21 protein-coding genes are annotated in these 18,508 nt (G+C 60.6%); 9 read left to right on the top strand and 12 right to left on the bottom strand.

All coding sequences use genetic code 11. From position 1 onward, the window contains the following. Positions 1–14: 14 nt before the first annotated feature. From R0382_RS02195 to R0382_RS02150, 10 genes are all read right to left on the bottom strand, one after another. Positions 15–743 carry a lysophospholipid acyltransferase family protein gene (locus tag R0382_RS02195; RefSeq protein WP_432721942.1) on the bottom strand — a complete coding sequence of 243 codons (729 nt, stop codon included), beginning with the start codon at positions 741–743 and terminating at the stop codon, positions 15–17. Between the two features lie 154 nt (positions 744–897). Next, positions 898–1,650: a GNAT family N-acetyltransferase gene (locus R0382_RS02190; protein ID WP_432721941.1), complete on the bottom strand. Its 753-nt coding sequence runs from the start codon at positions 1,648–1,650 to the stop codon at positions 898–900. 89 nt (positions 1,651–1,739) lie between these two features. After that, the gene (locus R0382_RS02185; RefSeq protein ID WP_432721939.1) at positions 1,740–1,925 is read right to left on the bottom strand and encodes a DNA gyrase inhibitor YacG; all 186 of its coding nucleotides are present in this window, start codon (positions 1,923–1,925) and stop codon (positions 1,740–1,742) included. Next, the gene (zapD, locus tag R0382_RS02180; protein WP_432721937.1) at positions 1,922–2,746 is read right to left on the bottom strand and encodes a cell division protein ZapD; all 825 of its coding nucleotides are present in this window, start codon (positions 2,744–2,746) and stop codon (positions 1,922–1,924) included. Before zapD ends, R0382_RS02185 begins: the two co-directional genes overlap by 4 nt. A 2-nt stretch (positions 2,747–2,748) precedes the next feature. Next, the gene (gene coaE / locus R0382_RS02175) at positions 2,749–3,363 is read right to left on the bottom strand and encodes a dephospho-CoA kinase (protein WP_432721935.1); all 615 of its coding nucleotides are present in this window, start codon (positions 3,361–3,363) and stop codon (positions 2,749–2,751) included. 3 nt (positions 3,364–3,366) lie between these two features. Then, on the bottom strand, positions 3,367–4,242 hold the full coding sequence (locus R0382_RS02170; protein WP_432721933.1) for a prepilin peptidase: 876 nt from the start codon (positions 4,240–4,242) through the stop codon (positions 3,367–3,369). After that, positions 4,239–5,465: a type II secretion system F family protein gene (locus tag R0382_RS02165; RefSeq protein WP_432721931.1), complete on the bottom strand. Its 1,227-nt coding sequence runs from the start codon at positions 5,463–5,465 to the stop codon at positions 4,239–4,241. The genes R0382_RS02170 and R0382_RS02165 overlap by 4 nt, the downstream gene beginning before the upstream one ends. Before the next feature lie 28 nt (positions 5,466–5,493). Further along, entirely contained in the window at positions 5,494–7,200 is a 1,707-nt protein-coding gene (gene pilB, locus R0382_RS02160; RefSeq protein WP_432721929.1) for a type IV-A pilus assembly ATPase PilB, read from the bottom strand. A gap of 117 nt (positions 7,201–7,317) precedes the next feature. Next, on the bottom strand, positions 7,318–8,574 hold the full coding sequence (locus R0382_RS02155) for an HlyC/CorC family transporter (protein WP_432721927.1): 1,257 nt from the start codon (positions 8,572–8,574) through the stop codon (positions 7,318–7,320). Positions 8,575–8,635: 61 nt separating this feature from the next. Further along, positions 8,636–9,442 (bottom strand): cytochrome C assembly family protein, encoded by an 807-nt coding sequence (locus R0382_RS02150; RefSeq protein ID WP_432721925.1) that lies wholly within the window; start codon positions 9,440–9,442, stop codon positions 8,636–8,638. A gap of 79 nt (positions 9,443–9,521) precedes the next feature. On the opposite strand from R0382_RS02150, the gene ffh reads away from it, so the two are divergent. From ffh to R0382_RS02110, 8 genes are all read left to right on the top strand, one after another. After that, a complete protein-coding gene (ffh, locus tag R0382_RS02145; RefSeq protein ID WP_432721923.1) occupies positions 9,522–10,871 on the top strand; it encodes a signal recognition particle protein in 1,350 nt (449 codons plus the stop codon). Between the two features lie 100 nt (positions 10,872–10,971). Further along, entirely contained in the window at positions 10,972–11,223 is a 252-nt protein-coding gene (gene rpsP / locus R0382_RS02140) for a 30S ribosomal protein S16 (protein ID WP_432721921.1), read from the top strand. Between the two features lie 58 nt (positions 11,224–11,281). Continuing rightward, complete coding sequence (gene rimM / locus R0382_RS02135; protein ID WP_432721919.1) at positions 11,282–11,764, top strand: ribosome maturation factor RimM; 483 nt, start codon at positions 11,282–11,284, stop codon at positions 11,762–11,764. Positions 11,765–11,769: 5 nt separating this feature from the next. After that, positions 11,770–12,546, top strand: a complete 777-nt coding sequence (gene trmD, locus R0382_RS02130; RefSeq protein WP_432721918.1) for a tRNA (guanosine(37)-N1)-methyltransferase TrmD — start codon at positions 11,770–11,772, stop codon at positions 12,544–12,546. Positions 12,547–12,575: 29 nt separating this feature from the next. Further along, positions 12,576–12,956, top strand: coding sequence for a 50S ribosomal protein L19 (rplS, locus tag R0382_RS02125; protein WP_432721916.1), 381 nt, complete (start codon positions 12,576–12,578; stop codon positions 12,954–12,956). A 97-nt stretch (positions 12,957–13,053) separates the two neighbouring features. Beyond that, on the top strand, positions 13,054–13,545 hold the full coding sequence (locus tag R0382_RS02120) for a methylated-DNA--[protein]-cysteine S-methyltransferase (protein ID WP_432721914.1): 492 nt from the start codon (positions 13,054–13,056) through the stop codon (positions 13,543–13,545). Then, positions 13,542–14,447 (top strand): site-specific tyrosine recombinase XerD, encoded by a 906-nt coding sequence (gene xerD / locus R0382_RS02115; RefSeq protein WP_432721912.1) that lies wholly within the window; start codon positions 13,542–13,544, stop codon positions 14,445–14,447. The genes R0382_RS02120 and xerD overlap by 4 nt, the downstream gene beginning before the upstream one ends. Before the next feature lie 67 nt (positions 14,448–14,514). Beyond that, positions 14,515–15,357: a mechanosensitive ion channel family protein gene (locus R0382_RS02110; RefSeq protein WP_432721910.1), complete on the top strand. Its 843-nt coding sequence runs from the start codon at positions 14,515–14,517 to the stop codon at positions 15,355–15,357. A 60-nt stretch (positions 15,358–15,417) separates the two neighbouring features. Here R0382_RS02110 and clpA read toward each other — a convergent pair whose 3' ends face one another. Together clpA and clpS are read right to left on the bottom strand one after the other, a co-directional pair. Beyond that, positions 15,418–17,685, bottom strand: coding sequence for an ATP-dependent Clp protease ATP-binding subunit ClpA (gene clpA / locus R0382_RS02105; RefSeq protein ID WP_432721908.1), 2,268 nt, complete (start codon positions 17,683–17,685; stop codon positions 15,418–15,420). Continuing rightward, on the bottom strand, positions 17,682–17,993 hold the full coding sequence (gene clpS / locus R0382_RS02100; protein ID WP_432721906.1) for an ATP-dependent Clp protease adapter ClpS: 312 nt from the start codon (positions 17,991–17,993) through the stop codon (positions 17,682–17,684). The genes clpA and clpS overlap by 4 nt, the downstream gene beginning before the upstream one ends. 252 nt (positions 17,994–18,245) lie before the next feature. On the opposite strand from clpS, the gene R0382_RS02095 reads away from it, so the two are divergent. Beyond that, positions 18,246–18,449 (top strand): cold-shock protein, encoded by a 204-nt coding sequence (locus R0382_RS02095; RefSeq protein ID WP_189462384.1) that lies wholly within the window; start codon positions 18,246–18,248, stop codon positions 18,447–18,449. The last annotated feature ends 59 nt before the right edge of the window (positions 18,450–18,508 follow it).

The following is an 18,508-nucleotide window of genomic DNA, read 5'->3' as shown; positions in this document are numbered from 1 at the left end:
TGCTGGTCGAGTACTCAGTGTACGCAGTGGCCGGTTTCGAAGGCCTGGTGCGCTGCTTGGATTCGGGACTGCACGAATTGGGTCAGCGTGCGGCGGTCGCTCTCGCCGGCGGGGAATGGGGCCAGGAAGCTCAGCTCAACAGTGAGCCCGCGGTGGCCGAGCACCCGCCATAGCGATTCGCCGAAAGAAATTTCATCGATATAGGCTGCGGCGCCACAACGCTCGCCCTGGCCGTTGGTGTAGCGCAGATAGACCGGCTGGATTGTCGCGCTGGCGTCGATGGCGGCCTGCAGCAGCGAAGAGCGGAACGGCAGAATGCTCGCGCCATCACTGGTTGTGCCTTCTGGGAAAATGGCCACACATTCGCCGCGTTGCAGCGAATTTAGAATGGCACCGTTGACCCGGGCGGTGTCTTTGCGGCGTTCACGTTCGATGAACAGCGTGCGCGCACCGCAACACAGCCGACCCACCAATGGCCAGTTGCGGATTTCGGACTTGGCGACAAACTGTGAAACGGTCACGGCGTTAAGCACGAAAATGTCCAACCAGGAGATGTGGTTGGCCAGCAACAGATGGTTGGGCGGGGAGACGCCGGGTGATATGCCGTGCACCTGTACGCGGATCTGCAGCAAGGTCAGCAATCGATTGGACCAGCGATGGATGTAGGCGATGCGCTCGCCTTCGCTCAGACCAGGAAGTCGCCAGGAAACGGCCCAGGTGCCGTGGGCAAGGTGTAGCGCCAAGCGGAGCAGACGACAAAGACGGGTACAGAAATGCGGCATGGACAGCGAGTTGGGCCGAGGCCTAGCGTAAGAATCCTCAGGCAGTGTAGCCGCTTCATAGGCCTCGGACCATGTCCCTATTGCCTCATTGTAAAAATGTGTATCGATCACGTCGTCAGCGCAGAAAGTGTTTGGCGTAGCGCTGTTCGATCTGTTGCACCGGCAGCAAGAGGAAGAGATCGGCGGTGTTGAAGTCCGGGTCCCAGGCAGGTTCGCCACAAATGTACGAGCCCGCACGCAGGTAGCCGCGTAGCAGCGGGGGAATGGGGGCGTCGAGTTTTTGATTGAGCGCCGCAAGCGGCAGCGGGCAGCGAGGGAATACGCGCCATTCGACCGGCGAGAGGGCTGTCTTGGCCAGTTTGGCGTACAGACTTGCTGCGAAATGCCCACCGTCGATCAGCGAAACGCTGGCGCAGCCGATCAGATAGTGGTGGCCGCGTTGGCCCATGTAGTCGGCGAGGCCCGACCAGAGTAGAGAAATGGTTGCGCCGGTACGGTAGTCGGGGTGGACACAGGAGCGACCGACTTCGACCAACTGGTTGCGCAGATGCGACAAGCGGGTCAGATCGAACTCGGTGTCGGAGTAATAGCTGCCCAGTGTGCGGGCCTGATGCGGCGGCAGAATGCGATATGTGCCGACTACTTCTCCGGTTTCATCGTCCTGGACGACCAGATGTTCGCAGTAGGGATCAAACAGGTCATGGTCGATACCCGGCTCGCGGTTGGAGAGCCGGGCGCCCATTTCGCCGGCAAACACCCGGTGACGCAGGGCCTGGGCGGCACGAACCGTTTCGTTGTCGCTGGCGAGCGAGACGGAAAGCTGGCGCTTGCGGGATTTGCTGGTTGCGGATTGCAACTGCTGCAGCATGAGGAATCCTCCTAGTTGGTGGAGGAAAATTAAGCGCTGCAGATGACGAAGAAATGACCGGCATTTGAAAATGCCGTGACGCGCCGAAATCAGGCGTCGAGCGGCGGAATGTCGAGCTGCGGTGATTCGGCCGCGGGGATGCGGTATTGCTCGTCAGCCCACTGGCCAAGGTCGATCAGTCGGCAGCGGCGGCTGCAAAATGGCCGGAATGGATTGTCAGGGCCGTAGATGGCGGGTTCGCCGCATTGCGGACAATTGACGATGCGTGGGTTCACAGATTGCAATAACTGAGCGAAAAATCGACATCGGCATCGACCGACCGGGCGCGCTCGCCTGACGTCGATGGCAGCATGAATCGAATGTTGATGGCGTAGCGGTTGGCCGACAGTTCGGGCACGGCAGGCAGGTCCGAAATCAGGCTGACTTTGAGCAACTGCACCGATTTACCACCGGACATCTGCTGGAAATTGCCGTTTTTGGCCGAGTAGTGACAGACCTTGGCTGAGTCGCGCAGCAGGCGCAGTACGATATCGAGGGCGTGTTTGATCGGCAGCAATGGAGTAAACCACCGATCCAGATCAGCCTGCCGGCGGGGCGCTGCTTGTTGTAGCCAATAGTGGTACGACGGCAGATCGAACTCGCAGACGCCGCCTGGAATGTTGGCGCGCTGCTTGATCGCCATCAACCATTCATTGTCACGCAGGAACTGGCCAAACTTGCCCGTCATTTGCAGCAGGCGGCCGTGCGTGCTTTCAATATCGTCGAGGATTTGTTCCAGTGCCGCTTCGGAGATCTGCGGGTTGTGTCGCAAGCCGGTGAGCGTCTGTCGTTGCCGTTCCAGTTCCTGCAGCAAATCGGACTTGAGATCCGCCCGGCTGGCCACTTCCATGATCTCGAATATCCCCAGCAATGCGCTGTGGTGGTCGAGCGCATGCGCACCGCCAACGAAATGGGCGGTGCGATTGTAGAGGTTCTCCAGACGCAGCAGCGTGCGGATGCGCTCATTGATGGGGAATTCGTAGCTGATCACGGTGCGCTCAGCGGCAAAGATATGCAATTCTGCAGCAAGGAAGTCATTTTGGATAGCCGGTGACATGATTAAGGCTGTTCGGCGCCGATCCAGACCAGATAGCGCTGGTGTTGGCGCGCAACGGCGTCGGCGAGTGTTTCGAGCGTTCCGTCGTTGTCAATGACGTCGTCGGCGTACGCGCGCCGGCGGGTGCGTGACAACTGGCTGGCAATAATGGCATCGGCCAGTGCCTCATCCATGCCTGGCCGGCTCAACAGGCGCTGACGCTGGCGTGCCTCGCTGCAGTCGACGACGAGGGTGCGTTGTACGCGTGCGCGAAAGCCATCGGCTTCAAATAGCAGCGGGACGGCCACGAGGGCGTAGGGCGTACTGGCCGGCAAGGCCGCGATATCCTGGTCTAGCTCGGCCAGAATCCTCGGATGCAGGATCGCTTCGAGCCGTGCGCGCGCGTCGGCGTGCGCAAACACATGCTGGCGCATCCATTCGCGCGCCAGCGCACCATTTGCATCAATGGCGGCGGGGCCAAACGCCTGGCGAATGGCGTCCAATGCGGTCGACGGGGGCTGGGAAAGGCGGTGCGCGATCATGTCGGTATCGATCACCGGTACGCCGTGCTGGATGAAAAGCGTGCTGACCGTCGATTTGCCGCTGGCGATGCCGCCGGTGAGTCCGATCAGATGCATGGTCTAGCCCAGTCCGCTGAACAGGATTTGCCCGAGCCAGCCGCCCCACATCAGGGTCAGCCAGCCGGCGATGCCAAGATAGGGGCCAAATGGAATCGGCTTGCCCCAGCCGCGCTTGGCGGCGACAACCTGACCAATGCCGATGACGGCGCCGGCGACTGACGACAGCAGAATGATCACCGGCAGGGCGGTCCAGCCGAACCACGCACCCAATGCGGCCAGGAGCTTGAAGTCGCCGTAGCCCATGCCTTCCTTACCGGTGGTGAGCTTGAATAGCCAGAAGATGCTCCACAAGACCAAGTAGCCAGCCATTGCTCCGATCACGGCTTGCGACAGCGGCACGAAGGTGGCATTCAGGTTTACCAGCAGGCCGAGCCAGAGCAGGGGCAGGGTGATGCTATCTGGGAGTAGGTAGGTGTCGGCATCGATCACGACCAGTGCGATCAGCGCCCAAGTCAGGCCGATTCCCGCCAGCCCTGCTGCAGTCGCGCCCAGCTGTAGTCCAACCCACATCGTCAGGGCAGCGGTCGCCAGTTCGACGATTGGATAGCGTGGGCTGATGCCGGCGCCACAGCGCCGGCAACGCCCGCGCAGTGCAAGCCAGCTGAGGACGGGGATATTCTCGAGTGCGCCGATTTGATGCCCGCAGTGCGGGCACGCAGAGCGCGGCGTCAGCAGGTTGTAGCGTGGGCGTTGCGGCTGTGGTGCTTCGAGCGGAAGGTCGATGCAGCTGCATTCATGGCGAAAATCGGCTTCGATCATTTTCGGCAGCCGGTGAATGACCACGTTGAGAAAGCTGCCGACCAGCAACCCGAGCACGAACAGAAACCCGCCGAACAGCGGCGGGCTTTGTTGAAACAAGATTTGATAGTCGCTCATCCACCAATGGCCTCGCCCATCTTGAAGATGGGCAGATACATGGCAATCACCAGACCGCCGATCAGAGTGCCAAGCACGACCATGATGATTGGCTCCATCAGGCTAGACAGCGCCTCGACGGCATTGTCGACCTCTTCCTCGTAGTAGTCGGCAATCTTACCGAGCATCGCGTCGAGCGCGCCGGACTCCTCGCCGATCGACACCATTTGCATGACCATATTCGGAAATACATTGGTGTTCTGCATTGACAGCGTCAGGCTGGTGCCGGTGCTCACTTCGGACTGAATTTTTTTTGTCGCAATCTTGTAAATGTGATTACCTGCTGCTCCACCGACGGACTCCAGCGATTCGACCAGCGGCACACCGGCAGCGAACATCGTTGACAGCGTGCGCGACCAACGCGCGATGGTTGCGTTCCGCATAATCTGTCCGAGCACGGGGAGCTTGAGCAGGAAACGGTCCATGACAATCTGCATCGCCTCCGACCTGCGCCAAGCCTTCATGAAGAGCCAAACGCCACCAAAAATACTGCCGAAAATCAGCCACCAATAGCTGACGAACAGATCGGATAGCGTGATCACCATCAACGTCGGCCCCGGCAGGTCTGCACCAAAGCTGGAGAACAGATCCTTGAAGGCCGGAATGACGAAAATCATGATGACGGCGGTGATGACGAAGGCCGCGACGATGACCGCTGTTGGATAGAACATCGCCGATTTGATCTTCTTTTTGACGCCAAGAATTTTTTCCTTGTACGTCGCCAAGCGGGCCAACAAGCTATCGAGAATACCGGCTTGCTCGCCGGCCTGGATCAGGTTGCAATACAGGGCGTCGAAATGAGCCGGGTGTTTGCGGAATGCCTGCGTTAGCGACGAGCCCGTTTCGATGTCGTTCTTGATCTCCATTAGCAACTTGGTGACCGATGGGTTGGAATGCCCTTTGGCAACGATATCGAATGACGTCAGTAGCGGTACGCCAGACTTGAGCATGGTCGCCAGTTGCCGGGTGAACATGGTGATGTCCTGATCGGTGATGCGCCGGCCGCCCCTGGTGCGTTGCTTTCTGATGCGCACGACGTTGATGCCCTGTCTGCGCAGGTGATTCTTCAGGATCGCCTCGCCGGCCGCGCGCATTTCACCCTTGATGGCCTTGCCACTGCGGTCTTTACCCTCCCAGACAAAGGTCATTTCCTTGACCGCTGCGGCTTTCGCTTGTACACCCATCGCACTCTCCCCCGACTGCTTGCACGAATTATTCGTTGGTCACGGCCATGACTTCCTCTAGCGAGGTCATGCCCTGTCTTACTTTCAACAGACCCGACTGTCGCAGATCGCGTATGCCTTCGCGTCGGGCTTGGTCGGCGATGTCGATCGACGTGCCGTTTTTCATGATCAAGCGGTTCATTTCGTCTGAAATCGGCATCACCTGATAGATGCCGACCCGTCCCTTGTAACCGGTGCCCTTGCATTGGTCGCAGCCGACCGCCTTATAGGGGGTCCAGCTGCCATCTAGTTGCTCCTCGGTGAAGCCGGCTCGCCGCAATGCCTCGGCCGGGATATCGACCGGCGTCTTGCAATGCGCGCACAGTTTTCTCGCCAGGCGCTGGGCAGTGATCAGAATGACCGAACTGGCGACGTTGAACGGTGCGACGCCCATGTTCAAGAGCCGGGTCAGTGTGCCGGGTGCATCGTTGGTATGTAGGGTCGAAAACACCATGTGGCCGGTCTGTGCGGCCTTGATCGAAATGTCGGCGGTTTCCAGATCGCGGATTTCGCCGACCATGATGATGTCGGGATCCTGTCGAAGGAATGCCTTCAGCGCCGCCGAAAAGGTCAGTCCGGCCTTGTCGTTGACGTTGACCTGGTTGACGCCGGGCAGGTTGATTTCGGCCGGGTCTTCGGCGGTGGAAATATTCGTGCCCGGCTCGTTAAGAATATTCAGACAGGTGTACAGCGATACCGTCTTGCCCGAGCCGGTCGGGCCGGTGACCAGCACCATGCCGTAGGGGCGACTGACCGCATCGAGCAAGAGCGCTTTCTGGTCCGGTTCATAGCCGAGCGCGTCGATGCCGAGCGTTGCCGACGTCGGGTCGAGAATTCGCATGACGATTTTTTCGCCGTGCAGCGTGGGCAGCGTTGAAACGCGAAAGTCGATCGCCCGGCTCTTCGAGAGCACAAGCTTCATTCGGCCGTCTTGTGGCACGCGCTTTTCGGAGATATCGAGCTTGGAAATGACCTTGATCCGCGAGGCGATTTTTTCCTTGATCGCCAGCGGTGGTTGGGCGATTTCGCGCAGGATGCCGTCCTGCCGATAGCGAATCCGGTAGTACTTTTCGTAGGGTTCGAAATGAACGTCGGACGCACCGGCATTGATCGCATCGAGCAGGATTTTCTGCAGGTACTTGACGATTGGGGCGTCGTCGACATCCATATTGGGCGCGTCGGATTGTGGCTCGTCATCACCGCCTCGGATGTCGAGTTCGGACTCGTCCATCTCGAGATTCTTCAGGGTGGCGCCGGACGCTTCGAGCAGATGATCGAGCAGCTTGATCAGCTTATTGTCTTCGACAACGATAGGCTCGATTTGCGCGCCGGTCTGAAAGCGTACCTCTTCGGCAGCCTGCAGATTGGTGATGTCAGAGATGCCGATGAAAAGCCGGGTGCCGCGCTTGTACAACGGCACCACCCGCTGCGTTTGCATCACCTTGGTATCAAGCACGCCGACAGGCACGTAGCTGGTGTCGATCTGGTCGAGATCGAGCAAGGGGTAGCCGAAGGCCTGGGCGCTGAACTCGGCGACTTCTTTGGCGTTCATCTTGCCGCTTTGCAGCAATTGCGCAATGAACGGCGCCTTGTTGCTGGCCGCGCTGCCTTGCAACGCTTCGGCATCGCTGTCACTGAGCCGGCCGTGTTGAACCAGCAGCCGGGCGAGGCCGGAAATTGAGGGTGTAGTGGACATATAAGCTGCGCTAGGACTCTTCGGGTCTAGTCTTGTACGTGCGGCGCGTGCCGACGTCTCCTCGCGCAGAGTCTAGCACTGTGTGTCCGGGCATGGGCGTTGGGGCCCATCATGGTTTCATTGTGGATACAAACGCACCATCCGGATGCTGCGATCCTGGGTCTGGACTACCTCGAGCCGTTGACCGGCGACCACCATGCAGGTGCCGGCCTCGGGGATATCCTCGAAGTATTCGAGAATCAGACCGTTTAGTGTCTTGGGACCGGAGGTCGGCAGGCCGAGTTTGAGTTTGCGATTGAGGTCGCGCAGGCTGATCGAGCCGTCAAGCAGCAGGCTGCCGTCGGTCTGGCGCGCGAGCTGACCGCCGGTCGCCGGTGACTGGGTGGTGAATTCGCCGATCATTTGCTCAAGGATGTCTTCGAGCGTGACCAGCCCGAGCAGCTCGCCATATTCGTCGACGACCAGCCCCATGCGGCGGTGGTTTTCCTGAAAATTCTGCAGCTGGGTAAACAGCGGCGTGCCCGACGGGATGAAGTAAGGCTGGCGCATCAGCGAGCGCACCGCGTCGGCATCGGTGTCGGCCTCGGTCAACGACAGCAGTTTGCGCGCCGGCAGGATGCCGAGCACATTGTCCGGATTGCCGGCGTAGATCGGCAGGCGGGAATGGTGGCTGGTGAACAGCTCCTGCCGCAGCAGGTCGCTCGGCAGGTCCAGGTCGACCATTTCCATCTGGTGGCGGGGCGTCATGACGTCGTCGACGGTGACGTTGGCCAGCTCGAACAAGTTGAGCAGGATGGTGTGGTGCTTCTTCTCCATAAAGCGCCCGGATTCCAGCACCAGCAAGCGCAGCTCGTCCGGTGACAGCGCCGTGTTGTCGCCCGAGGGTTTGCGCAGGCGCAAGGTACGCAGCAGCGTATCAACGACGACGTTGACGATCCAGACCGCCGGGTAGAACACCCGCAGCAGGACTGCGAGCGGGCCGCTGGCGAAATAGGCGACCGCTTCGGCATGGGTGGCAGCGATCACTTTCGGAGTCGCTTCGGAGAACACCAGAATCGCAAACGCAACCATCAGCGTTGCGACGCCAAGGGCGAGCTCGTTGCCGGCAAACAGCCGTGCGGTGATCAAGGCGGCGAGCGTTGCCGAGGCGGTATTGATGATCGTATTGCCGAGCAGGATGACGCCGAGCAGCTTTTCGGTTTCGTTCAGCAGTTTCTGCGTGCGCACGGCAGCGCGGAGGCCTTGGCGAACCTTGCCGGCGAGGCGATAGCGGTTGATCGCCATCATGGCCGTTTCCGCGGCGGAAAAGAACGCAGAGCTTGCCAGGCAGGCGAGCAGGGCGATGAACAAGGCCGATATCGGAATGTCTTCCACGCAGAGGTCCGTGTCGTTGGGCTGGCGCCCGGTCAGTATAGAAAGGGGTTATAGCAGGCGATCAGGCGCCGTGACGCAGCAGCGTTTCGAGCACGAAACGGGTGCCGGCATAGCCGAGCAGCAGCAGAATGCAGCCGGCGAGCGTGATGCGCGTGGCGATCCGGCCGCGCCAGCCAAGCAAGGATCGGCCCAGTAGCAGTGCCGCAAAGCACAGCCAGGCGGCGACCGAAAAGACGATCTTGTGCCCGATGCCCGGAGCACGGCCATAGATATGCTCGGCAAACACGGTGCCGGTGATCAGCGCAACGCTGAGCATGGCAAAGCCGACGCCGACGCAGGCGAACAGCAGGCGCTCAAGCGCCAGCAATGGGGGTAGCTGGCGGATCAGCACATGCGCATCGGCGTGATGCAGGCGACGGTCGGCCACCCGCATCAGGATCGCGATGCCGGCGGCGTTGACGAACAGGCCGTAGGCCAGCATGGCCGTCAGGAAATGCAATCGCGACACAGCGCTTTGCGGATAGGTCAGTGCGTGCCCGGGCGGTAGCATCAAGCTGATGCCCAGCATCGTGCAGACGAGGACCAGCAGGACCGGCTGCAAGCCCTCCAGTCGATAGGCGAGATGGCCGACCAGGTAGAGCAGCAGGGCCAGCCACGCCGTCAGCGACAACGCCTCGGCGGCGCCGAAGTGCAGCGGGCTCTGAGCAAGGTGCGGCCACAGCGACAAGCCGTGCAACGCCAGCGCGAGCAGCAGCACGCCGTGCTCAAGCAGCGGCCGCTGCGGTGCGGCAGCGGAAAGGCGGGTGCGGCAGAAGTGCCACCCCAGGCCAAGGTAGACGACGAGCGCGGAAGCTGCGAACCAGGTCACGAAGCCAAATCGGGTAGAATGCGGGAATCCACAGTTTAACAGCGGTCGCGCCCGCGCGGACCGGCAAAGGGTCGTATTCATGCTTGAGAATCTGTCCAGTCGCCTCTCCGGCGTCGTCAAGACGTTGCGTGGCAACGCCCGTCTGACCGAAGACAATATCCAGGACGCGCTGCGCGAAGTGCGCATGGCGCTGCTTGAGGCCGACGTTGCCCTGCCGGTGGTCAAGGGCTTTGTCGCCGACATCAAGGTCAGGGCGCTGGGCCAGGAAGTCATCGGCAGCCTGACCCCGGGTCAGGCGCTGGTCGGTGTCGTCTATGAAGAGCTGACCAAGCTGATGGGCGCGCAAAACGACGGCCTCAATCTTGCTGCCGTACCGCCGGCCGTAGTGCTGATGGCGGGCCTGCAGGGCGCCGGCAAGACCACGACGACGGGCAAGCTCGCCAAGCGGCTCAAGGAAGAACAGAAGAAAAAAGTGCTGGTCGTCTCGGCCGACGTTTACCGTCCGGCAGCGATCGAGCAGCTCAAGACCATTGCAGGTCAGCTCGAGGTCGAATTTTTCCCGTCCGATGTGAATCAGAAGCCGGTCGACATCGCACTGGCTGCGCTCGATTACGCCAAGAAGCACTTCCATGACGTCCTCATCGTCGACACCGCCGGTCGTCTGGCGATCGACGAAGCGATGATGGTCGAGATCAAGGCGGTCCACGCTGCGGTCAAGCCGGTCGAAACGCTGTTCGTTGTCGATGCGATGCAGGGGCAGGATGCGGTCAATACCGCGCAGGCGTTCAACGAGACGCTGCCGCTGACCGGCGTCGTGCTGACCAAGATGGACGGCGATTCGCGCGGCGGTGCTGCGTTGTCGGTCCGACATATCACGGGCAAACCGATCAAGTTCATCGGTGTTGGCGAAAAGCTGACCGGGCTCGAGCCGTTCTACCCGGACCGGATGGCCAGCCGGATTCTCGGCATGGGCGACGTGCTCAGCCTGATCGAAGACGTGCAGAAGACCGTCGACGAAGCTGAAGCGCTGAAGATGATGAAGAAGGTCAAGTCCGGCAAGGGCTTCGATCTTGAAGACTTCAAGGCCCAGATCGGCCAGATGAAGAAGATGGGGGGCATGTCGGCACTGCTCGACAAGCTGCCAGGCATGGGCCAACTTGGAGAGGTCGCCAATCAGCAGGTCACCGACAAGGCCGTGGCACGTATCGAGGGCATCATCAATTCGATGACGCCGACCGAGCGCAAAAAGCCGGAGCTGATCAAGGCCAGCCGCAAGCGCCGCATTGCTGCCGGTGCCGGCGTCACGGTGCAGGAAGTGAACAAGCTGCTCAATCAATTCGAGCAGACGCAGAAAATGATGAAGCAGTTCAGCAAGGGCGGCATGGCGAAGATGATGCGCGGCATGAAGGGCATGCTCCCGGGCATGTGAGCGCCGCATCGCTGTTGTACCGCTCGACGGGCTTGTACAGGCTTGACTTTTTCTCGTACAATCGCCTGTTTCGCATAAACCGATTTACTGGATATCTGACATGGTTGTGATTCGTCTTGCCCGCGGCGGCGCCAAGAACCGCCCGTTCTACAACGTCGTTGTTTCCGATTCGCGCAACCGTCGCGACGGCCGCTTCATCGAGCGCGTGGGTTTCTACAACCCGCTGGCTGCTGAAAGCGAAGAAGGCCTGCGTCTGAAGATGGACCGCGTCAACTACTGGATCGGCGTCGGCGCACAAGTGAACGACTCGGTTGCCAAGCTGCTGAAGGGCTACACCCCGGTCGCAGCGTAAGCTCGCCGTGGTACGCACTCCTTCTGCCCCGCAGATTGTCCCGGACGACCTGGTCGTCATGGGGTATGTGAGCGGGGCGTTTGGCATTCGCGGCTGGCTGAACGTCGTTGCCGATACCGAACACGCCGATAGCCTGCTCGACTACGACACCTGGTGGCTCAAGCGTAACGGCGAGTGGTGCGCCTGTGTCCTCGAAGAGGGCGCGGTGCATACCAAGAAGCTTGCTGCCAAGCTGCTCGGCGTCGATGACCGCGATGGCGCGTTTGCGCTCAAAGGTTGCGAAGTCGCTGTGCCGCGCAGTCTGATGCCGGCCGCCGAAGAGGGCGAGTATTACTGGGCCGACCTGGTCGGTATGGCCGTGGTCAACACGGCTGCCGAGTCGCTGGGCGTGGTCGACAAGCTGTTCGCCACCGGCGCCAACGATGTGTTGGTCGTGCGTGACGGCGAAACCGAGCGCCTGCTGCCTTTCGTGGCGCAGGTGGTGCTCAAGGTCGATACCGAGACGCGCAGCATCACGGTCGACTGGGGCCTGGATTACTGAGCGGTATGACGCGGCAAATCGACGTCGTCACGCTGTTTCCGGAAATGTTCGATGCGATTACCCTGCATGGGGTGACGCGCAGGGCAGTGGACCTCGGCATCTTCGCGCTGCAAACGTGGAATCCGCGAGATTTCACCACCGACAATTATCGGCGTGTCGATGATCGCCCCTTTGGCGGCGGTCCCGGCATGGTGATGCAACCCGAGCCGTTGGAACTTGCAATCGAAGCCGCCAAGCTGCGGCAGCGCGAGCGAGGGGCAACGAGTCGGGTGGTGTATCTGTCGCCGCAGGGGCAGCGTCTGTCGCATGCCAAGGCGGTCGAACTTGCCGGGCTGGACGGTCTGGTGCTGTTGTGTGGCCGATACGAAGGCGTCGACGAGCGGCTGATCCAGCGGCAGGTCGACGAGGAAGTCTCGATCGGCGATTACGTGCTGTCGGGTGGCGAATTGCCGGCGATGGTGCTGATCGATGCGATCGCCAGGCTCTGGCCCGGGGTGCTCAATACCCAGGCGAGTGCCGAAGAAGATTCGTTTGTGGACGGGTTGCTGGATTGCCCGCATTACACCCGTCCCGAAGATTACCGCGGTATGGCGGTTCCGGAAGTTCTACTTTCGGGAAATCATGCCAACATACGTCGCTGGCGCTTGAAGCAGGCGCTGGGCCGCACTTGGTTGCGTCGCCCGGATTTGCTCGCGGATCGCCAGCTTTCCAAAGAGGAAGCTCGTCTTCTGACTGAATTCCAGTCTGAGTCCGGCCTGACCGGCTCGCCCGATTGCGGGTAGAAGGAACAAGCTTCGCAAGGAGTAATGCAATGAACCTGATTCAGCAACTCGAACAAGAAGAAATCGCTCGCCTGGGCAAGACCGTGCCGGAATTCGCACCGGGTGACACCGTGATCGTTCAGGTCAAGGTGAAGGAAGGCACGCGTGAGCGTCTGCAGGCTTACGAAGGCGTCGTGATCGCCAAGCGTAACCGCGGCCTCAACAGCTCGTTCATCGTTCGCAAGATTTCGTCGGGCGAAGGCGTTGAGCGTACCTTCCAGACGTTCTCGCCGCTGGTCGCTGCGATCGAAGTGAAGCGTCGTGGTGATGTGCGTCGCGCCAAGCTGTACTACCTCCGCGATCGTTCGGGCAAGTCCGCACGTATCAAGGAAAAGCTGCCGGCTCGCAAGACCGTGGCTGCCGCCAAGTAAGGCGACGCCTTCTGCGGAAAAACGCGGGACTTCGGTCCCGCGTTTTTTATGCCCGGCGATATCATGTCGTACACGCACACTTGCCATCGAGGGGCCCATGCTGAATCCGATCGAGTACGCCGATTATCACGCCATTGTTGCCAGCCCCGTCGGGCCGCTGGGCCTGTACGCAGCCGACGATGTATTGCTGCGGCTGGATTTTCTCCCCGCCGATGCACCGCTTCGCGCGCCGGCTGCCGGCTTGCTGGTCGAAACGACAAGGCAGCTCGCCGCCTATTTTGACGATGCATGCTTTCGTTTCGACCTGCCGTACCGACCGGAAGGCACCGAGCATCAGCGGCGGGTCTGGCAGGCGATTGCAGCCATTCCTCCGGGGCAGGTGCTGCGCTACGGCGAGATTGCCGCGACGCTGAGTTCGAGCGCCCGTGCTGTTGGTGGCGCCTGCGGCGCCAATCCCTTGCCAATCCTGATTCCGTGCCATCGCGTGGTGGCAGGCAACGGGCTCGGTGGCTTCAACGCCAATCGGCTCGGAATCGACTGGTTGCCGATCAAGCGACGGCTGCTGGGGCACGAAGGCTGGCTGCGTTGAGACGCCCCGAGGACGAGGCGCTGATCGACGAATTCGTCGATGCGATCTGGCTGGCCGAGCAGCTGGCGATGCATACGGTGAACAGCTATCGACTCGACCTCGGCATCTGGGCGGACTGGCTGAAGGAGAACGGCATCGGGCTGCTGGCGGCCCGACGCGACGATGTACAGGCCTTCCTCGCCCGGCAGGCGCGCACGCTCAAGGCCGCAACGCTGGCGCGCAGACTGGCCAGCCTGCGCAAGTTTTATCGGCACTGGCAGCAGAACGACCGCATCGCCGAAGATCCGACCGACACGCTGCGTTCGCCCAAGCGGGTACGACCGCTGCCCAAGGCGCTGACCGAGGCGCAGGTCGAGGCGCTGTTGGCCGCGCCCGATACCGATTTGCCGGCCGGCTTGCGCGACCGGGCGATGCTCGAGTTGATGTATGCCACCGGTCTGCGCGTGTCTGAAATCGTTGCGCTCGGCAGCGACGCCCTACATCTGGGCGATGGTTATCTGACCGTGCTGCACGGCAAGGGCGACAAGCAGCGTTTGGTGCCGGTCGGTGAGGTGGCGCAGGACTGGCTCAAGCGCTATCTCCAGGAGGCGCGGAGCCTGCTGGTTGCCGGGCGGTTCGCACCAACCGTCTTCGTCAATCAGCGTGGCGAGCCGATGACGCGTCAGGGGGCCTGGTACATCATCAAGCAATATGCGGCCGAATCGGGCATCGACCCGGGCAAGCTCAGCCCGCATGTTTTGCGCCATGCGTTCGCCACGCATCTGCTTGATCACGGCGCTGACCTGCGCATCGTGCAGAGCCTGCTTGGTCATGCCGATATTGGCACGACGCAGATTTATACCCATATCGCCCGAGCCCGGCTGCAGGCGCTGCATCAGCACCATCCACGGCGAAAAAGCTGAGGCGAGAGCGGGTGAATTCACATATGCTAGCTTGACGTAAGACCAAGCCGAACTTAAGGGGAGAACCATGGCTGAATCAAGCATTGTCGACGCAGGCATCCAGAAAGCAGGCCAGTTGCAAACGCTGGTCACCGATTACGCTGCGGCGTTTGGCGTCAAAATTCTGGTCGCGATCGCCTTCTGGGTGATCGGTCGCTGGCTGATCAACTTTGCCGTCGGATTGGTGCAGAAGTCGCTGGAAAAACAGAAGGTCGACCCGACCGTATTGCGCTATGTCGGTTCGGTCATCACCGTGACGCTCAACATCCTGCTGGTGGTCGGCATCCTCGGCTACTTTGGTGTCCAGACGACGACGTTTGCTGCGCTGATTGCTGCGCTTGGCCTCGCGGTCGGGATGGCCTGGTCGGGGTTGTTGGCGAATTTTGCCGGTGGTGCGTTCATCATCGTATTGCGCCCGTTCAAGGTCGGTGATTTCGTCTCTGCGGGGGGCGTGACCGGGACGGTCAAGGAAATCGGTCTGTTCGCCACGGCGATCAACACGCCGGACAATGTGCTGACCCTGGTCGGAAACAACAAGATTTTCAGCGATACGATCCAGAACTTCACCCACAACCCGTTCCGCCGCGTCGATCTCAAGGCGCAGCTGGCCGGCACCGCTGATTATCAGGCTGCGATCACCGCACTGAAGGCGCGTATTGCCGCGATCCCCAACGTGCTGGCCGAGCCGGTCGTCGATGTGGAGATTCTCGAGTTCAACCTCGTTGGTCCGGTGCTGGCGGTGCGGCCCTACTGCCACAACGACAACTACTGGCAGGTGTACTTCGACACCAACAAAATGATCAAGGATGTACTGGGTGCCGACTTCCCGGCACCGATGCCGGCGCAGACGGTCATCGTCCAGCAGCCATAACCAGTCGTCACCCAAAAACAAACCCCGCTTCGGCGGGGTTTGTTTTTGGGGCAGCGGAAATCAGGCTGGTACCGGCTCGGTGATCGGGAAGTCCAATACGACCTTGTCGTCGTCATCAACGTCGATGGTCACGTCACCGCCGTGCGTCAGCCTGCCGAACAGCAGCTCGTCGGCCAGCGCCTTGCGGATGGTGTCCTGAATCAGCCTTGCCATCGGACGTGCACCCATCAGCGGATCAAAACCTTGCTGCGCCAGCATGTCCTTCAGCGCCGGCGTGAAGTGCGCGTCGACCTTCTTCTCCTGCAGCTGCATTTCAAGCTGCAGCAGGAACTTGTCGACGACCTGCAGGATGATTTCGTGCGACAGCGGCGCGAACGGAATCACCGCGTCGAGGCGATTGCGGAATTCCGGCGTGAACATGCGCTTGATTTCCTGCATCTCGTCGCCGGTTTCTTTCTTCGCCGTGAAGCCCATCACCGGCCGATTCAGGCTTTCGGCGCCGGCGTTGGTCGTCATCACCAGGATCACATTGCGGAAATCCGCCTTGCGGCCGTTGTTGTCGGTCAGGGTGCCGTGGTCCATCACCTGCAGCAGTACGTTGAAGATGTCCGGGTGCGCCTTCTCGATTTCATCGAGCAGCAGTACCGAATACGGATGCTTGTTGACCGCCTCGGTCATCAGCCCGCCCTGTTCGAAACCGACGTACCCCGGCGGCGCGCCAATCAGCCGGCTCACGGCATGCCGTTCCATGTACTCGGACATATCGAAGCGGATCAGCTCGATGCCGAGGGTATAGGCCAATTGCCGCGCGACTTCGGTCTTGCCGACACCGGTCGGGCCGCTGAACAGGAAGGCGCCAATCGGTTTCTGCGGGTTACCCAGGCCGGCGCGCGCCATCTTGATCGACGTCGCCAGGGCTTCAATCGCCTTGTCCTGGCCGAACACGACGTTCTTCAGGTCGCGGTCCAGTGTTTTCAACGCGCTCTTGTCGTCGTTGGATACGCTCTTCGGGGGAATCCGGGCGATCTTCGAGACGATCTCTTCGATCTCGTGCTTGTTGATCGTTTTTTTCTGCTTCGAGCGCGGCAGAATCTTTTGTGCGGCGCCGGCCTCATCGATCACGTCAATGGCCTTGTCGGGCAAATGGCGATCGTTGATGTACTTGGCCGACAATTCGGCCGCCGTCGTCAGCGCGGACAGCGTGTACTTCACACCGTGGTGCGATTCGAATTTCTCTTTCAGGCCCTTGAGAATTTCAATGGTCTGCTGCACGGTCGGTTCGACGACGTCGATCTTCTGGAAACGGCGCGACAGCGCGTTGTCTTTCTCGAAGATGCCACGGTACTCGGTGTACGTGGTGGCGCCGATGCACTTGAGCGTCCCATTCGACAGCGCCGGCTTCAGCAGGTTGGAGGCATCGAGCGTGCCGCCGGACGCCGCGCCGGCACCGACGAGGGTATGGATTTCGTCGATGAACAGGATCGCGTTGCGTTCTTCGCTCAGCTGCTTGATCACGGCCTTGAGACGCTGCTCGAAATCGCCGCGGTACTTGGTGCCGGCAAGCAGGGCGCCCATGTCGAGCGCGTAGACCGTCGCGTCGGCCAGAATGTCGGGGACATCGCCTTCGACGATCTGGCGCGCCAAGCCTTCGGCGATCGCGGTTTTACCAACGCCGGCTTCACCAACGAGCAGCGGGTTGTTCTTGCGGCGGCGGCAAAGAATCTGCACCACGCGCTCCAGCTCGCTATCGCGGCCGATCAGTGGGTCGATCTTTCCTGCCAGCGCCTGCTGGTTCAGGTTCTGGGTGAAGTTCTCCAGCGCACCACCCGCGGCGACCTCGCCTTCGTGCTCTTCGCCGGACGATTCGGGCTTCGGCGCGGCTTGGGCGCTGCCGCCCGCCTTGGCGATCCCGTGCGAGATGAAATTGACGACATCGAGCCGGGTAATCCCTTGCTGGTGCAGGAAGTAGACCGCGTGGCTGTCCTTCTCGCCGAAGATCGCGACCAGCACGTTGGCGCCGGTGACCTCCTTCTTGCCCGAGCTTTGCACGTGCAGGATTGCGCGCTGGATGACGCGCTGGAAGCCGATGGTCGGCTGGGTTTCGACCTCGCCAGTGCCCGACACAACGGGTGTGTGCTCGGTGACGAAGTCGGACAGCTGGCGGCGCAGCTCGTCGATATTGGCGCTGCACGCGCGCAGCACTTCCGCCGCCGACGGATTGTCGAGCAGCGCAAGCAGCAGGTGCTCGACCGTGATGTACTCGTGGCGCTTTTGTCTGGCCTCCATGAAGGCCATGTGGAGGCTCACTTCCAGTTCCTGGGCGATCATTCGTTCACCTCCATGATGCATTGAAGCGGGTGTTGGTGCTGGCGGGCGTACTGTCCGACCTGGCTGACTTTGGTTGCCGCAATATCCCTGGGGTAGACCCCACAGATACCGCGCCCTTCGTTATGAACTTTGAGCATCACGACCGTTGCTTGTTCAAGACCCAGTGCAAAAAACTGCTGCAGTACATCCACCACGAACTCCATCGGGGTGTAATCATCGTTGAGCAACACCACGCGATACATCGGTGGTGGTGCAGCGCGTTGTTCCTGATGGGCTAGTGCCGGGTCGAGTTGGTGCTGAGTCGCCATGATTTTCCAATTGTCTCCGCTCTTTCATTTTGGTCTGTAAGGGTGGCTTTTCAAGCGTGCCGGCCAAACAACACTCAAATATTCTGCCCAGCAATCTGCTTGACCTGTTTCGTCAATATCGCGTAAAAATGAACGGCGTTTGATAGCCAAGCATCATGCCGTATCGGTGTCCTGTTGTGCGGGCCTTGATGTCAAACCTGAACTCCCGCAAGGGTGCAATGCGTTAACAGTTTTTTTGGAGAAAGACGCCAAATGGCAACGGGTACCGTTAAGTGGTTCAATGATTCCAAGGGCTTCGGCTTCATCACCCCGGACGAAGGCGGCGAAGACATCTTCGCTCACTTCTCCGCGATCAACATGCCGGGCTTCAAGACCTTGAAGGAAGGCCAACGCGTGAACTTTGAAGTCGCGCAAGGCCCGAAGGGCAAGCAAGCTGCCAACATCCAAGGCGCTTAATTGCTCCTGGTGTTGAAAAAGCCCCGCTTCGGCGGGGCTTTTTTCATTGTGCGCGTCGC

It is taken from the genome of Jeongeupia wiesaeckerbachi (assembly GCF_050916355.1).
Taxonomy (GTDB): Bacteria; Pseudomonadota; Gammaproteobacteria; order Burkholderiales; family Chitinibacteraceae; genus Jeongeupia; species Jeongeupia wiesaeckerbachi.
Note: the sequence above shows the minus strand (reverse complement) of the source record. Positions and strands in the feature narration are given on the sequence as shown.

Excerpts from the sequence above, each read along its gene's own strand:
- R0382_RS02190 (WP_432721941.1), bottom strand. The coding sequence starts at position 1,650 with ATGCTGCAGCAGTTGCAATCCGCAACCAGCAAATCCCGCAAGCGCCAG.
- zapD (WP_432721937.1), bottom strand. The coding sequence starts at position 2,746 with ATGTCACCGGCTATCCAAAATGACTTCCTTGCTGCAGAATTGCATATC.
- coaE (WP_432721935.1), bottom strand. The coding sequence starts at position 3,363 with ATGCATCTGATCGGACTCACCGGCGGCATCGCCAGCGGCAAATCGACG.
- R0382_RS02170 (WP_432721933.1), bottom strand. The coding sequence starts at position 4,242 with ATGAGCGACTATCAAATCTTGTTTCAACAAAGCCCGCCGCTGTTCGGC.
- R0382_RS02165 (WP_432721931.1), bottom strand. The coding sequence starts at position 5,465 with ATGGGTGTACAAGCGAAAGCCGCAGCGGTCAAGGAAATGACCTTTGTC.
- pilB (WP_432721929.1), bottom strand. The coding sequence starts at position 7,200 with ATGTCCACTACACCCTCAATTTCCGGCCTCGCCCGGCTGCTGGTTCAA.
- ffh (WP_432721923.1), top strand. The coding sequence starts at position 9,522 with ATGCTTGAGAATCTGTCCAGTCGCCTCTCCGGCGTCGTCAAGACGTTG.
- rpsP (WP_432721921.1), top strand. The coding sequence starts at position 10,972 with ATGGTTGTGATTCGTCTTGCCCGCGGCGGCGCCAAGAACCGCCCGTTC.
- rimM (WP_432721919.1), top strand. The coding sequence starts at position 11,282 with ATGGGGTATGTGAGCGGGGCGTTTGGCATTCGCGGCTGGCTGAACGTC.
- trmD (WP_432721918.1), top strand. The coding sequence starts at position 11,770 with ATGACGCGGCAAATCGACGTCGTCACGCTGTTTCCGGAAATGTTCGAT.
- rplS (WP_432721916.1), top strand. The coding sequence starts at position 12,576 with ATGAACCTGATTCAGCAACTCGAACAAGAAGAAATCGCTCGCCTGGGC.
- R0382_RS02120 (WP_432721914.1), top strand. The coding sequence starts at position 13,054 with ATGCTGAATCCGATCGAGTACGCCGATTATCACGCCATTGTTGCCAGC.
- R0382_RS02110 (WP_432721910.1), top strand. The coding sequence starts at position 14,515 with ATGGCTGAATCAAGCATTGTCGACGCAGGCATCCAGAAAGCAGGCCAG.
- clpA (WP_432721908.1), bottom strand. The coding sequence starts at position 17,685 with ATGATCGCCCAGGAACTGGAAGTGAGCCTCCACATGGCCTTCATGGAG.
- clpS (WP_432721906.1), bottom strand. The coding sequence starts at position 17,993 with ATGGCGACTCAGCACCAACTCGACCCGGCACTAGCCCATCAGGAACAA.
- R0382_RS02095 (WP_189462384.1), top strand. The coding sequence starts at position 18,246 with ATGGCAACGGGTACCGTTAAGTGGTTCAATGATTCCAAGGGCTTCGGC.